The organism is Rhodohalobacter sp. (assembly GCF_034521535.1).
Classification (GTDB): Bacteria; Bacteroidota; Rhodothermia; order Balneolales; family Balneolaceae; genus Rhodohalobacter.
This window is the reverse complement of sequence record NZ_JAXHMF010000010.1, coordinates 88,950-103,788: the sequence shown is the minus strand read 5'-3', so window position 1 is coordinate 103,788 and position 14,839 is coordinate 88,950. Positions and strand designations below refer to the sequence as shown.

The following is a 14,839-nucleotide window of genomic DNA, read 5'->3' as shown; positions in this document are numbered from 1 at the left end:
CTATCAGCCGGTTTGATCGACAGTTTCTCTTTCTTCTACATCTGAATGATTGTCCGACACGTCCGTTTCATCGGAATGCTCATCTGCTAACGGAAGCGTAAAAAAGAATGTGGTACCCACTTTATACTCGCTCTCGAACCAAAGCTCACCGCCGTGCTCTTCTATATACTCTTTACTTAAATTCAGCCCTAACCCGCTGCCTTTTTCGTTTTTCGTACCGCGGGTTGTAAAGTGCTCATTGCCGAACAATTTCGACTGATCTTCCGCCTTGATTCCCATTCCCTCGTCAATAATCTGAACTTCTGCATACTGTTCAGTTCTGACGGCACTCACCGTAATCGTATCATTCTCTTTGCTGAATTTAATCGCATTCGCAATCAGGTTTCGTAAAACAAGCTTCACAATATCGTAATCTGCTTTTACAGTCAGATCGTCAACGACCTTTGTCTGTATTGAAATTCCTTTGTTCTCTGCCTGAAACCGAACTTGTTCAGTAACAGCTTTTGCTGCCTCCGAAAATTCAAAAACACGTTTATTCAGCTGAACACCGTTCATCTGAGCTTTTGCCCAGGCCAGCAGATTATCCATCATGTTGGAATTGTCCTGAATATTCTGATCCAGTGAGTCGAGGATATTATCCCTTTCAGCTTTAGACAGGTCGTGCTCCCTGATCAGATAGATCAGGCTTTGAAGTGAACTCAAAGGACTTCGTAAATCGTGGGCAACAATGGCAAAAAGCTTATTTTTAACCTGATTTACCTGCTCAAGTTCATCATTCTGCTCTTTTACGGTCTTGTTTACCTCCCGGATTTTCTGATTGGACTCCTCAAGATCAGCGTTAACATCTTTCACTTTCCGGTTTGATTTATTAAGGACAAATGCCACTACCAGTAAAAACCCTCCAAGTGAGAACGCAAAAACAATGAGCCATTGCTGTAGATTTACGCGAGCCTGAATTTCCTGCTGACGGGCCTCAATAATTTCGGCCTGTTGCTCCCTGGTTCGAATATTAAAAAGTGTTTCGTATTCCGCCTGTAACCGGAGCTTCTCTTCAGATGCCAAAGAATCTTCAAGTTCATTTAACCGCTCCAGCCACTGTAAAGCTTGTGTTGTATTTCCAGCACTCTTATAGATCTCATACAGCTTATTGTACGATTCCGTTTGAAGCCCATTGTATCCTCTCTCCTCTGCAATAGATTGAGCCCTGGCATACCACCGAGCTGCTCCGCCGTAATTATTTCTTTCAGCCTCCAGATCACCCAAGCTGATCGCACTGTTGTATTGTCCTTCCACACTTCCTAATCTGACACTCTCTTCCAGTGTAAATTGGAAAATCTCTTCAGCCCGGGCCACGTCACCCCGCTGCGCTTCCATTCTGGCCAGATTGTAATAGATTCGAACTTCTGCTAAACGATCATTTGCAGCCTCAGCTAAGTTCAGTCCTTCGGTGTAGTACTCTTCCGCCAATTCGTAGCGACCCTGTCCTGAGTAGAGATTGCCCTTATTTACAAAAACCCGGCGTAAATTTATCTGATGACCAATATTTCTGCTGATCTGTTCCGATTTGTCCAGGTAAAATTCGGCCTGATCATAATCCTCCATTTCATTGAAGAGATTGCCAATATTGTTTGATGTAATGGCAATCAAAACTGAATCCTGCACATCTTCCGCAAATACAAGAGCGTCATAATAATTTCTGAGCGCCTCAATCTGCTCACCCATCGAAGAGTAAACTGAAGCGAGGTTCATTCTCAATCCAGCCAGCTGTTTCTCCAGATCTAAAGAATCTGCCACATGAATAGCCTCCTCATACAGATTGGATGAGAGCACTAGCTGACCGGTCATTTGAAGTGCGACCGCCTTCAGGTTTTTTTGCGTATTCATGCTTTCAGCAGGAACGTCGAGATACCCTGCCTGATCAAGCATAATCAGAGCAGAATCGGGTTTTTCTTTGGATAGATAAAGTGATCCTAAACTTACAAGTGTTTGAAACTGAGCTTGATCTCTCTCCTCATCCAGTCTGTCTGCAACCTGAAAAGCAAGAAGATACCACTCACGAGCCTCTGCAAACTCTCCCCTCATCACCAACTGCTCTCCAAGTTCGTTAATGGCTTCAACGGTTTCCATAGTTGATATAGCGGGGTTAACCGCAGATCGCAGGCTGTCCAGTTCAGTTTGCTGGGCATGAACCTCAATCTGTAGAAACTGTAGAAGCAGTAATATTTTCAGGCAGAGCAGTACCCTCATTCAGTGAGAACTTAGTTATATTAGATACTTTTAATATAATAGATTATTTGTAAAAACAGCATACGATAAAAAAGAAAATAAATTCACGCCTAATCATTTTTTGAGTTGAAATAAAACGAAGGATTATTTCCCTGAACAAGCCTCTCTTTTTCTACTCTTGTTTTATACAATCGCTCAACCTCTTTCAATGTATCCGCATCTTCGGGTTTTAAATCCCATCTAATTCGCTTAAATCGGGGCAATCGTAGCGTATATCCTGCCTTGGTTCTTTTGTTGATCTGAATGTCATCAAATTCCAATTCCACCATAAGTCCGGGAATCAAACCCAGTGTTGGGCCATACCGTTCAACGGTTAACTTCTTAATTTCACTGTTCATCTTTTTCAGCTCTTCATCAGTGTAGCCGCCGTAAGCTTTTCCTATGGGTACAAACTCTTCTTCGTAGCGCTCATCATTCTTGACCGAAATGCCCAATGTAAAATCTGAATATAAACCACCTCTTTTCCCGCTTCCGGCGTGTGCATACATCATCACCGTATCAAGGGTGCCTCCCGGTTTTTTTACTTTTAACCACGATTTACCCCGCTGTCCATATTCATAGCCCGAACCCCGTTTTTTAAGCATCAGCCCCTCGTTGCCGTGAGCAATTGCGCGATCAAACAGCTCATCCAAAATATCTGAGTCATTCAGCTCAAACTGATTCGACAAAGGAATTCTATGACTCTGTGAAAGTGCTTCGAGCTTGTCTCTCCGCTGCTCAAGCGGTAAATCAAATACCGGACTGCAATCCATATATAAAAGGTCATAAGCAATGAAAAGAACCGGCAACTCTTTCAATATTTTACGAGAGGGTTTTTTCAGCCCCATTCTCTTTTGAAGCAGTTGAAACGGCTGAATCTTTTCATCGTAGTAAACACAAATTTCGCCATCCAGAACAATTTCAGGAAGTGCTCTCTCTTTGAAAAAATTCTGAATTTCCGGGAAGGATCGGGTGATTTCATTTAGATCTCGTGAGTAGATTTCCACTTTTTTCTCTGAATGGTGAACCTGTGCCCTCATCCCGTCAAACTTCTCCTCTGCAATATAATCTGATAGAGTATCAACAGATCTGCTCTCAATGGGAGAGGCAAGCATGAACGACAGTGGATGGAAGAGTTTAAATTCAGCTTCATCCAATCGGTTTTCTTTGGCCAGTACAGCTGTCTTCCCAATACTCCCCATAATCATATGGGCATAGCGAACGCTCTCTTTTTTGTAGCCAAATGCTTTGGCAATAGACGCTATAACACTTCTTGTTTCAAAACCTATTCTAAGTGAACCCTGGCCAAGCATTCGGATGGAATATTTCACTTCAACCGGATGCATCTTTCTCCACATTTTTTGGAGCAGCTCTATTTTATCCACGCGGGAAGAAACTTCAAGAAGATCATGAAACAACCCGCTCATCTCTTGCAATGATAAACTTACCGGATCTCTTTTCTCAATGGCCTCGGGGATATTTTGCAGTAGCCTCTCAATTGCTTCCGAATTACTGCCCGTTGCGGTTCTGCACGGTTTGTAAACGTTGTCATAATCAATTTCACAAAATTCTGAAGCCGCTAGTCCTGTTGTTCTGCTCCCCACCGAAGCTCGTTTTCCGCTAATGGCCGAGAAAGCGCCCTCACCGATAAACTGCGCGGCAAGTTCTAAATCTTCTGCAGTATCTATATCAGATAAAAAATCAGCTAAAATCGTGATTTTAGCATTTGTACCTCGTGTTTCACGGATCTGCTGAATGGTACTGCATAGTTCGAAAAACGAGGTGCTCATAGATTTAACTTTTTGAGAGCAGATCTACGATTAAAAGATCTGCTATTTTCAATCCTTCCGATGTAAACCTCAAAACATCACCTTCTGTTTTCAGCATTCCCTTCTCACTTTGATAGTTCAGCCATGCTCTTTGTTCCCGGTTTAACACATAATCATATCGGGATTTCAGCTCCTCAAAACCAACTCCCCATTTGGTGCGTAAGCCAAGCATCAACCTCTCTTCTGCCAAACTGAACATGGATAGCTTCTCAGGATCTGTGCCGCCGCCGGATAAATCATCCATATACTCTTTGATATCCGACCGGTTCTCCCATCTTAGGGCTCCATCTTCAAGCAGCCAGAATGAATGTGCGGACGGGCCCAGCCCCAGGTAATTTTCATGCCGCCAGTAGTTACTGTTGTGTACGGCTTCTTTCCCCGGCTTGGAAAAGTTACTTACTTCATATCTCTCAATTCCCGCGCTGCTTAACCTTTCGGTTAACAGGTCGAAATGTTCTGCCACCATCTCATCTTCCGGCGGAGAGATTCTTCCAAGTTTTACCTGTTTTCCCAAACGAGTCTGAGGCTCCACAGTTAATGAGTAGGCTGAAATATGTGGCGGATCAAATTGAAGAAGTTGAGCAATATCGTCATCAAGCATTTCAAGTGTCTGCCCGGGATTCCCATAAATAAGGTCGGCGGTAAATGTCGGGAAACCTGCTGTTTGTAAACTCTCCAACGCCTTCAGGGCTTCACTTTTCGTATGTGCCCGGTGCATAAACTGAAGCAGTTTTTCATCGAACGACTGTACACCCATGCTCGCCCGATTTATACCCAGATCCAGGAGCGATTTCAAATAGTCGGGTGTAACATCATCCGGATTCATCTCCATGGTCACCTCAACCGGTTTTAAAGAAAAAGTATCTTCCAGTGCATCAAATATTTGCTGTATTTGATCCGGAGAAAGCTGAGAGGGTGTCCCACCGCCAAGATAAATCGTTTCAATCTTCTCATTGGAATAAGGTGTTCCCCGGTATGATTTTATCTCTCTGATTAATGAATCAACAAATGGATCGATCAGTTTTTTCCGGGTAATGAAGTAGAAGTCGCAGTAACTGCACGCCTGTTTACAAAACGGTATGTGAACGTAAATTCCTGCCATGCATAGAAAAGAAAAGAGTTTGTCAAAAAAAGCGATTTAAGTAACACTAATAAGATTTAGAGCTTTCTATCAAACTCACCCTAAATTCTCATTTGCGTCAACTTTACAGAAAAGTAGTTGAAATTAGTAAAATCCCCTCCTTATGAAGGAGGGGAAATCTTCAAATACATCACTCAAAAATATTATGTTAGCGCTTATCTGCTCTTCTCCTCTCTATCAAATAGAGAGGGATTTCAATGTCAAAATTATTTAAGCTTTTTTAAGCGAATATCCACTTTATGAACAGCTCATTGGTTTAAAAAAATTACTGCTTTGGTGTATAGAAAGGATTTTCATCGTACGTATCAACCTGTCGATATGTACGCTGGTATTTCACATAGTTTTTTGCTGATGTCTGAATAGACTCGATCTCCTCATCTGTCAACTTCCGGTGCTTTATTGCGGGAGATCCCATATACATATATCCCGATTCCAACACCTTCCCGGGAGGTACCAGTGTTCCGGCGGCAACAATCACATCACTTTCAATAACCGCCTTATCCAGTATTGTGGCATGAATGCCAATTAAAACACGATCGTGGATCGTACAGCCATGAACCATCGCATTGTGACCTATGGTAACATCATTGCCTATTTTCGTAGGACCGGTCTGATTCATTACATGAATCGAGGCGTTGTCCTGAATATTGGAGCGCTCTCCAATTTCAATCCAGTTGACATCGCCACGTATGGTTGAGTTAAACCAAACCGAACTCTCTTTGCCAATAGTCACATCCCCTATTATATCTGCGCTTGGCGCTACAAACACAGACTCTTCGAATTGAGGGGATTTATCTAAAAACTGATATACCATTGATTAAGAACGATACATGTAGAGTTCAACCATAGACTTGAACTGTTCGTAGTTTTGCGGATTTTGTCTCAACCGCTGGCCGTTAAAGAAAAATGTTGGCGTTGCATTAACCTGACGACGTATTCCTTCCTGTCGCTGTCTTTCTACTCGCTGATGAATCTCATCAGATTCCAGATCCGCTGTAAACTGATCCATATCCAACCCAATCTCTTCTGCAAAATCTGTAAAATGATCACGTGCATCTCCCTGAGACCAAACTTCCTGGTACTCAAAAATCATATCATGCATTTCTTTAAAATTGCCTTGTTCCCGGGCTGCTTCTGCGGCATAGGCTGCTAAAGCTGCATATTGGTGTCCACTTAGAGGAAAATGACGATATTCGAATTCGACCATATCACCGTATTCTCTTTTGATCTGTTCTTGTGCCGGAATATACGCTTTACAAGCCGGGCACTGATAATCACTGTACTTTAGGATATGGACTTTTTGGGCCTCTCGTTCAGCATTTGCGGAATCATTACCGGAGTTGTTACTCAGCCCATAGTAGAGAACGCCGCCCGCAATCACTACAAATGCAAGCAAGGCGATAATCTGGATATTTTTCTTATTCATAATAATATCAGTTGATAAGTGTAACTATTAAAGTTTTGGGAATTTCTAACGCAGAATATAAGAAGAGATTTTCGAGAGTACTCTATTAAATTACTTTTCTGCTTGTTGCAGTTTAGCTTTATAAGCCATCGCGTAAATCTTCATCTGCTTAATCATCGAGGCAAGCCCGTTTGAGCGTGTCGGTGAAAGATGCTCCTGCATTCCAATTTGTTTTATAAAATCGGGATTATGGGTAAGGATATCGTCAGGAGTTTCTTCAGAGTAAAAACGGACCATTAGCGCAACCAAGCCTTTTGTTATAGCCGCGTCACTGTCTGCTTTAAAAATAACTTTATCGTCTTCAAGATCTGTGTGCAGCCAAACCTGGGATTGACATCCGCGAACCAGGTTTTCGTCTGTTTTATACTCCTCATCAAGAGAATCCAGTTTTTGGCCGAGCTTGATGATATACTTGTAGCGCTCAGGCCAATCGCCCAATGCCTTAAATTCACGTATAATTCGATCCTGTTTTTCCTGTATCGTCATAGCTTTTTCTTTTCTGCAAAGTTACAAAAAACAGGCGTATTAAGTGATCCCGATCTTAGATCAGTTAGAATTGTACTCAGATGATATTTCTGTCGATGTAGCTCCTTTAATAGCTTCAACTTCAGTACGATCTGCATTCCACTCCGGTTTTGCATAATCAATTACTTCAACGTAGCCACCATCTTTGCTCTTGATGCGATACTGTTCCGTATTTGGTGTGCCATCCATCACAGTACTTAAATGATTATGAAAAGTTTTCAGGTCATCTTCATGAATAATATCATCCATGCTTAAAGTAACTGCTTCATCTGAAGTAATACCGGTTATTTTACTAAAGCTGTCCGATACATATTCAAACATGTACCCGTTTTCGGCAGTTTTGATCAGTTTGTAGTTAAAATCTTTATCTCGTTCAAAAACTTTTTCGAAATTTGCATTTCTCTTTGATAGCATCGCCATGATGCGTTTCTGCAGAGACTTGTTCTCAAAAGACATTCTTACAATCTTCTGTCCATGCACGGTCAATATTCTGGCCGTAGCCTTTACTTCAACAGGGCCACCTTTTTTATTCTTGATGACCATTTCATAGGATCGATCATTAAAATCACTGGGCTTGAATGAATCAAACTTATGTTTGTAGGTTTCGATCAATTCATCTTTGAGAATTTCCCAAAATTTAAATTTCTTAAGCTCTTCATCAGCATATCCGGTAAGATCACGGAATGCCTTATTAGTGGTAACAATATTTCCCTGCTCATCAACATCGATCAGGGTTTTCTTGCTCTCCTCTCTTAGCTTATCAAACTCCATTTCGGAGTCCACTACTTTTTTCTCGGATCGTTTTCGCTCAGTAATATCATGCTGGTAAGATACCCAATGGGTGATTTCACCTTTATCATTGGTCAGCGGATGAATATCCCACTGATTAATAAACTCTGAACCGTCTTTTCTGTAGTTCACAGTGTGGCCAAAAAATGCCTTACCCTCTTTAAGCCGTTCCTTCAGCTTATCCAATACAGCTCGGTCTGTTTTTTCTCCCTGCAGTATACGGGGAGTTTTACCCAAGACTTCTTCGCGAGTATAGCCTGTCATTTTTGTAAAACCATCGTTTACATAGACAATTTTTGGGCCTGGCTTTTCAAGACCAAGTTCCGTAATTAAAATTGAATCATAATCGCTGCGAATAGCTTTCTCGAGCAGATCCAGATGATTTTCAAATTTATTCTTCTCCTCAATTACTTCACTAAATAGCTCCTTCAACTCTTTAAAGGATTTTTCATCTTTAGCGAGCGATTTCAACTTCTGTTCTAAATTATCCATCAAACTATACTGTTTACTTACTGATTCTGTTCTTTTAAGCTAAGAAACAAACTTTTCGTTCAGTCTTATTTCAAGTCAACCCTTAAAAACGATAATACCATTCGTTATCATTCCATTTTTTTGAAAATTTTTCAGCACCTTAAACCAGCAGTAAAAAACTGCTCACATAAGCAAAAAAACTGCGAAAGAATCTCCCGCAGTTTTTAACTTTTCTCATATCCGTGTTATCCCTCTTTCAGGATAATTTTGGCAATGGTGGCAAGCTGCATGTTTGATGTACCTTCGTAGATCTTACCAATTTTAGCATCTCTGTAATATTTCTCTACAGGATACTCTTTCACATATCCGTAGCCGCCGTAGAGATCAACCGCCATTGAACTCACTTTTTCCGCCACTTCTGAACTGTAATATTTTGCCATTGCCGCTTCTTTCAAGAAGGGCTGACCGGCTTCTTTCAGTCTGGCCGCATTATAAACAAGCAATCTTGCCATTTCCAATTGAGTGGCCATTTCACTGAGCTGAAACTGAACACCCTGAAAATCAGCAATAGCTTTGCCAAACTGTTTCCGCTCTTTGGTGTAAGAAATAGCAGCATCGAATGCTCCCTGCGCAATCCCAATCATTTGCGCCCCGATTCCGATCCGGCCTTCGTTCAGCGTTTCGATCGCAACCTTGTATCCTTTTCCAACTTCACCAAGTACATTCTCTTTCGGAACCCGAACATCTTCGAGGAGCAGCTCACAGGTTGAACTCGCTCTGATACCCAGTTTATTTTCTTTTTTAGATACAGAAAAACCTTCCATTCCACGCTCTACAATAAAAGCTGTAATACCTTTGTACCCTGCAGATGGATCCACTGTTGCGAATACCAAGAAAATATCGGCTTCTTTCGCGTTTGTAATCCAGAGTTTGGTCCCGTTTAGGATATACTCGTCACCGTCTTCTTTGGCAGCACATTTCAGCGCAAAGGCGTCACTTCCTGAACCGGCTTCAGACAGGCAGTAGGCTCCCACTTTTTCGGTAGCCAATTGAGGTAAAAACTTTTTCTTTACTTCATCCGAACCCCAATTTAAAAATGCGTTATTTACCAGTGTATTTTGCACATCCATAAAAACTGCGACGGATGCATCAACCCTTGAGATCTGTTCAATGGCAACAATGCTCATAAAAAATGATCCGCCACCTCCCTGATACTCCTCCGGGATTTCGATACCCATAAAACCCATGTCAAAAAACTGCTTGATCAGATCATCATCTAATTTAGCAGCCTCATCCATTTCGTGAACTTTTGGCTTAATCATCGTATCTGCAAATTCAGCTGCAGCATCTCTCAGCATCTGCTCATCTTCCGTCAATTGTGTGAGCGGAGCTATTTTTTTTTCTGTATCTGACATAGTCGTTCTTATTTAGTTATTCAATAATTTTTTCGGTACAAATATAGCGGTTTGTAAGCGCTTTTCCGTACACAATTTCTTTTATGTTAGCGAAACAGAGTGCACCTCTTTATTTTACAAAGAGATTATAAAAACAGAATAAAATTTATTGCAGTGAATAAGCAAAAAGAAACGAATCTTTTTTCAGAATTTGAACCCGTAAGCCGCCAGCAGTGGGAAGAACAGATCAAAAAAGATCTAAAGGGAGCTGATTATAAACAGAAACTAAAATGGGACACTCTTGAGGGACTTACTCCCCAGCCATTTTATCGCTCAGACGATTTAGAGGATCTGGAGTTATATCACCTCGATTCAGTCCGGACGAATATCAAATCTGCCTGGAAACGGTGCGAACTAATTTCAGAGTCTGATCCGGTTAAAGCCAATGCTGAATTGAAGGAGTCCATTAAAGGAGGAGCTGACGCTTTTCAAATCAAATGCGATATCTCTTACAGCGACGGGGCTTTAAGTGGAAATATGATTGGAACCCAGATCCAGTCTCAGAAAAACTTTAATGATTTAGTCTCCGACATTGACTTTTCAGACTACAAAGTACTCTTCAACAGCGGCATGAATACCCCGGCAATTTTTGCCATGGTTCAAAACTCGGATACTGAAATTCAGGATGCTTCTTTCTTTTTTGATCCTTTTACGTATACTGCAAAACATGGCCGTGAACCGGTGCCCTCCGGAGAATTAAATAGCCTCATCCGTCAGCTTGCAAGTAAGAATGATTTTAATACCCTGTGTGCCGACGGACTTTTTTACCACACTTCGGGCGCTTCAATCGTCCAGGAGCTGGGAATTTCACTGGCTATTGCAAGCGAGTATTTAGCAAGCAGCAATAAAGATTACCTCAATCAGACCGCAAGGTCCATACTATTTCGTTTAAGCGCCGGGCCTCTCTACTTTCCTGAGATTGCAAAATTCAGAGCAGCCCGAATTTTATGGGCTAACCTGCTCGACGCTTACGGTATCGACGACTCTTTGCCGTTAAACATTCATACCGAAACCACTCCGCAGAATCAGACGCTTGCCGATCCCCATAACAACACCCTGCGGGCAACAACCGAGGCGATGTCGGCCGTCATTGGCGGCGTTGATTCACTTATGATTCAACCCTACGACAGTCAGTTCAAAAGTTCTAGTTCATTCTCATCCCGGATTGCCCGCAACATTCAACACATCATTGCTGAGGAAGCACATTTTGGTAAGGTTGATGACCCGGCAGCTGGTTCTTACTACATTGAACAGCTTACTGAAGAGATTTCCCAAAAAAGCTGGGAGTTTTTCCAGCTGATTGAGAAGCAGGGCGGATTTCTTGATGCACTGAAAAACAGAATTATTCAAACTGAAATCGAAACTTTCAGAAACAAAAAATTGGAGGCTTATGCCACAGGTAAGCGCACTTTAGTCGGAACCAACAATTATCCCAACAGCGACGAAAAACTACCGGATCCCGTAATTACAACCGATTACACCGATTCTTTAAAAACTACAGATCATTCAGCATCCATAGATTCTACAAAGCTGATTGATTCGCTTTCTGAAAATCTCAAAAACGGTCAGCTTATTGGCGATCTATTTAAATCGTATTTAGAACCTCAAAAAGTTCTTTATACCTCTCTTGAACCCTTTCGGGCCGCGGAAATATTCGAATCAATTCGGCACCGGACTCAGGAATACGCCGAGTCAGCCAAAACAGAGCCAAGTGTTCAGCTGGTACCGGTTGGTAATATGAAATGGAGAAAACTTCGTGCTACTTTTGCATCCAATATGTTAGGCTGTGCAGGATTTGCTATAGATTCACCAATCGGTTTCGATTCCGTTGAGATTGCTTCTGAAAAACTGGATTCTGACAGTTCCGATATTTATGTACTGTGCGGAGCGGACGATGAATATCCCGAGTTCATCAAGCCGTTTTGTGATGCATTTAGGAAAAAGGGAATTCTTGTGCTGGCCGGTAATCCGAAAGACAAAGAAGCTGAATTCAGAAAATTTGGCATCGATCACTTTATCTATTCAGGTATGAATATCCCTGAAATACTTTCAGAAATTCAGGATCAAATTTTTAATACAGAAAAGGCATCATCATGAGACCCGATTTTTCAAAGATAAATCTTAAATCCGACTTGTCAGCAGAAAAGCCAACCTCCGGTGAATCACCGCAGTCTAACTGGACCACCCCGGAAAAAATTGATGTGAAATCCAGGTATTCAGAGAGTGATATTTCAAAGTTGAATCATCTCGATTTTGCAGCCGGAATTCCACCCTATCTCCGCGGACCCTATTCCACGATGTATACGGTTCGTCCCTGGACTGTTCGTCAATATTCGGGTTTTTCAACTGCGGAAGATTCCAACGCTTTTTATCGAAAAAATTTAGCGGCCGGACAAAAAGGCCTTTCCGTAGCTTTTGATCTGGCTACACATCGCGGATACGACTCCGACCATCCCCGAGTTTCAGGTGATGTCGGGAAAGCGGGTGTTGCAATCGACTCCATCCTGGATATGAAAATTCTGTTTGATCGGATTCCCCTGGACGAGATGTCGGTTTCCATGACGATGAACGGAGCCGTTATTCCGGTTATGGCATTTTATATTGTGGCAGCAGAAGAGCAGGGTGTTTCTCCCGAAAAGCTCAGCGGAACCATTCAGAACGATATTCTCAAAGAGTTTATGGTTCGCAATACCTATATCTATCCGCCTGAACCGTCCATGCGAATTGTAGGTGATATTTTTGAATACACTTCCAAAAGAATGCCGCGTTTTAATTCAATCAGTGTGAGCGGATATCATATGCACGAAGCCGGAGCAACCGCTGACCTGGAACTCGCCTACACGCTTGCGGATGCACTGGAATATGTAAGGGCGGGCATTAAAAACGGGTTGGATGTTGACAATTTTGCACCCCGCATCTCATTCTTCTGGGGAATTGGAATGAACCATTTTATGGAGATTGCCAAAATGCGCGCCGGACGAATGCTGTGGGCTAAATTGATGAAGCAGTTCAATCCAAAAAATCCGAAGTCGCTTTCGCTGAGAACCCACTCCCAAACGTCCGGTTACAGCCTTACGGAACAAGATCCATATAACAACGTGGCCCGGACAGCAATAGAAGCGATGGCGGCTGCATTGGGCCATACACAGTCACTGCACACAAATGCATTGGATGAGGCAATTGCTCTCCCAACTGATTTTTCAGCCCGTATTGCCAGAAACACACAGCTTTTTCTGCAGGAAGAGACGGGAATAACCAAAGCCATCGACCCCTGGGCGGGAAGCTACTACGTGGAAAGTTTAACCGATCAGCTTTCGCGAAAAGCACTCGAGCTAATCGAGGAAGTTGAAGAACTGGGCGGTATGGCTAAAGCTATTGAAGCCGGCGTGCCCAAAATGAGAATTGAAGAGGCCGCAGCACGGAAGCAGGCTCGAATAGACAGCGGAAAAGAGACCATTGTAGGTATAAATAAATATCGGCTCGCAAAAGAAGAACCGATCGATATTCTTGAAGTGGATAACGAAAAAGTTAGGCAGTCTCAGATAGAGCGTCTTCAAAAATTAAAGGCTGAAAGAAATCAGGAAGATGTTGATGCCTCGCTCAGTGCTATTACCAAATGTGCTGAATCCGGCGAGGGTAATCTGCTGGAGTTGGCCGTTGATGCAGCACGGAAGCGAGCTACATTAGGTGAAATCTCAGACGCGATGGAAGAATCTTTCGGGCGTTACCAGGCAACCATTAAATCCATATCCGGCGTGTATTCATCAGAAATAGACAACAACGAAGAGTTTAAAAAAGCCCGTGAACTGGCGGACCAATTTGAAGAGCAGGAAGGACGCAGGCCACGAATTATGGTCGCCAAAATGGGACAGGATGGCCACGACCGCGGCGCCAAGGTGATCTCCACCAGCTTTGCAGATCTGGGTTTTGATGTGGATATCGGCCCGCTCTTTCAAACACCGGAAGAGGCTGCACGGCAAGCTGTGGAGAATGATGTACACATCCTCGGGGTTTCCAGCCTGGCTGCAGGTCATAAATCGCTGGTTCCTCAGGTTATTGAGGAATTGAAAAACCTGGGACGTGAAGATATCATGGTGATTGTTGGCGGAGTGATACCCAACCAGGATTATCAGTTTTTATACGACCAGGGCGTTGCAGCCGTCTTCGGGCCCGGCACCGTAATCGCCGAAGCAGCGCAGAAGATTTTGAAGATATTGATAAAGGATGAATAATTCTGACTTATAAACAGTCAATTAACATCGTGACCTTTGTGAATTCCATTGTGATACTTTGTAGTTAAAAAACTCCCCTAGTGGGATAATTCAAATTTTTTCTCTTTTAACCACAAAGGGCGCTAAGTTTTGCACGAAGGGACACAAAGAATAATTATATGACAGAAAATGAAATTTCTAAAGTTGTGTTAGATTGTGCTTTTAAAGTTCACAGTCAATTGGGGCCCGGATTATTGGAGTCAGCCTATCAAGAGTGCCTTTATTACGAAATAAATAAATCGGGGCTCTCTGTTCAAAAAGAGGTTCCCTTACCTCTTACCTATGAAGAAGTACAACTCGAAATTGGTTACAGAATAGATTTGTTGGTCGAAAATAAATTCATTGTTGAAATCAAGTCCGTTGACTCAATATCCGATGTTCATTTAGCACAAGTTTTGACATATCTGAAATTGAGTAAAATCAAACTCGGTTTTTTATTGAACTTTAATGTTTCAAGGTTGAAATCCGGGATAAAAAGAATAATTAACGGTCAGCTGACATCGTGACCTTTGTGAATTCCATTGTGATACTTTGTAGTTAAAAAACTTCCCTAGTGGGATAATTCAAATTTTTTCTCTTTTAACCACAAAGGGCGCTAAGTTTTGCACGAAGGGACACAATGTCTGACT

The 14,839-nt window shown here is 42.3% G+C and carries 11 protein-coding genes; 3 read left to right on the top strand and 8 right to left on the bottom strand.

Annotated elements, in window-relative coordinates:
• Positions 1 to 3: 3 nt before the first annotated feature.
• From U5K35_RS18745 to U5K35_RS18710, 8 genes are all read right to left on the bottom strand, one after another.
• Positions 4 to 2,247, bottom strand: coding sequence for a tetratricopeptide repeat protein (locus tag U5K35_RS18745; RefSeq protein ID WP_322573052.1), 2,244 nt, complete (start codon positions 2,245 to 2,247; stop codon positions 4 to 6).
• Positions 2,248 to 2,336: 89 nt separating this feature from the next.
• Entirely contained in the window at positions 2,337 to 4,055 is a 1,719-nt protein-coding gene (locus tag U5K35_RS18740) for an ATP-dependent DNA ligase (RefSeq protein WP_322573051.1), read from the bottom strand.
• A gap of 4 nt (positions 4,056 to 4,059) precedes the next feature.
• Positions 4,060 to 5,196, bottom strand: a complete 1,137-nt coding sequence (gene hemW / locus U5K35_RS18735; RefSeq protein WP_322573050.1) for a radical SAM family heme chaperone HemW — start codon at positions 5,194 to 5,196, stop codon at positions 4,060 to 4,062.
• Positions 5,197 to 5,500: 304 nt separating this feature from the next.
• Positions 5,501 to 6,049, bottom strand: coding sequence for a gamma carbonic anhydrase family protein (locus U5K35_RS18730; RefSeq protein WP_322573049.1), 549 nt, complete (start codon positions 6,047 to 6,049; stop codon positions 5,501 to 5,503).
• Positions 6,050 to 6,052: 3 nt separating this feature from the next.
• The gene (locus U5K35_RS18725) at positions 6,053 to 6,661 is read right to left on the bottom strand and encodes a DsbA family protein (protein ID WP_322573048.1); all 609 of its coding nucleotides are present in this window, start codon (positions 6,659 to 6,661) and stop codon (positions 6,053 to 6,055) included.
• 90 nt (positions 6,662 to 6,751) lie between these two features.
• Positions 6,752 to 7,186 carry a SufE family protein gene (locus tag U5K35_RS18720; RefSeq protein ID WP_322573047.1) on the bottom strand — a complete coding sequence of 145 codons (435 nt, stop codon included), beginning with the start codon at positions 7,184 to 7,186 and terminating at the stop codon, positions 6,752 to 6,754.
• A 60-nt stretch (positions 7,187 to 7,246) separates the two neighbouring features.
• Positions 7,247 to 8,506 carry a PAS domain S-box protein gene (locus tag U5K35_RS18715; RefSeq protein WP_322573046.1) on the bottom strand — a complete coding sequence of 420 codons (1,260 nt, stop codon included), beginning with the start codon at positions 8,504 to 8,506 and terminating at the stop codon, positions 7,247 to 7,249.
• A 224-nt stretch (positions 8,507 to 8,730) separates the two neighbouring features.
• On the bottom strand, positions 8,731 to 9,900 hold the full coding sequence (locus U5K35_RS18710) for an acyl-CoA dehydrogenase (protein WP_322573045.1): 1,170 nt from the start codon (positions 9,898 to 9,900) through the stop codon (positions 8,731 to 8,733).
• A gap of 153 nt (positions 9,901 to 10,053) precedes the next feature.
• On the opposite strand from U5K35_RS18710, the gene U5K35_RS18705 reads away from it, so the two are divergent.
• The 3 genes from U5K35_RS18705 to U5K35_RS18695 all read left to right on the top strand — a co-directional run bounded on the left by U5K35_RS18705 (position 10,054) and on the right by U5K35_RS18695 (position 14,716).
• Positions 10,054 to 12,036 (top strand): methylmalonyl-CoA mutase family protein, encoded by a 1,983-nt coding sequence (locus U5K35_RS18705; RefSeq protein WP_322573044.1) that lies wholly within the window; start codon positions 10,054 to 10,056, stop codon positions 12,034 to 12,036.
• A complete protein-coding gene (scpA, locus tag U5K35_RS18700) occupies positions 12,033 to 14,171 on the top strand; it encodes a methylmalonyl-CoA mutase (protein ID WP_322573043.1) in 2,139 nt (712 codons plus the stop codon). Before U5K35_RS18705 ends, scpA begins: the two co-directional genes overlap by 4 nt.
• Before the next feature lie 158 nt (positions 14,172 to 14,329).
• Positions 14,330 to 14,716, top strand: coding sequence for a GxxExxY protein (locus tag U5K35_RS18695; protein ID WP_322573042.1), 387 nt, complete (start codon positions 14,330 to 14,332; stop codon positions 14,714 to 14,716).
• The last annotated feature ends 123 nt before the right edge of the window (positions 14,717 to 14,839 follow it).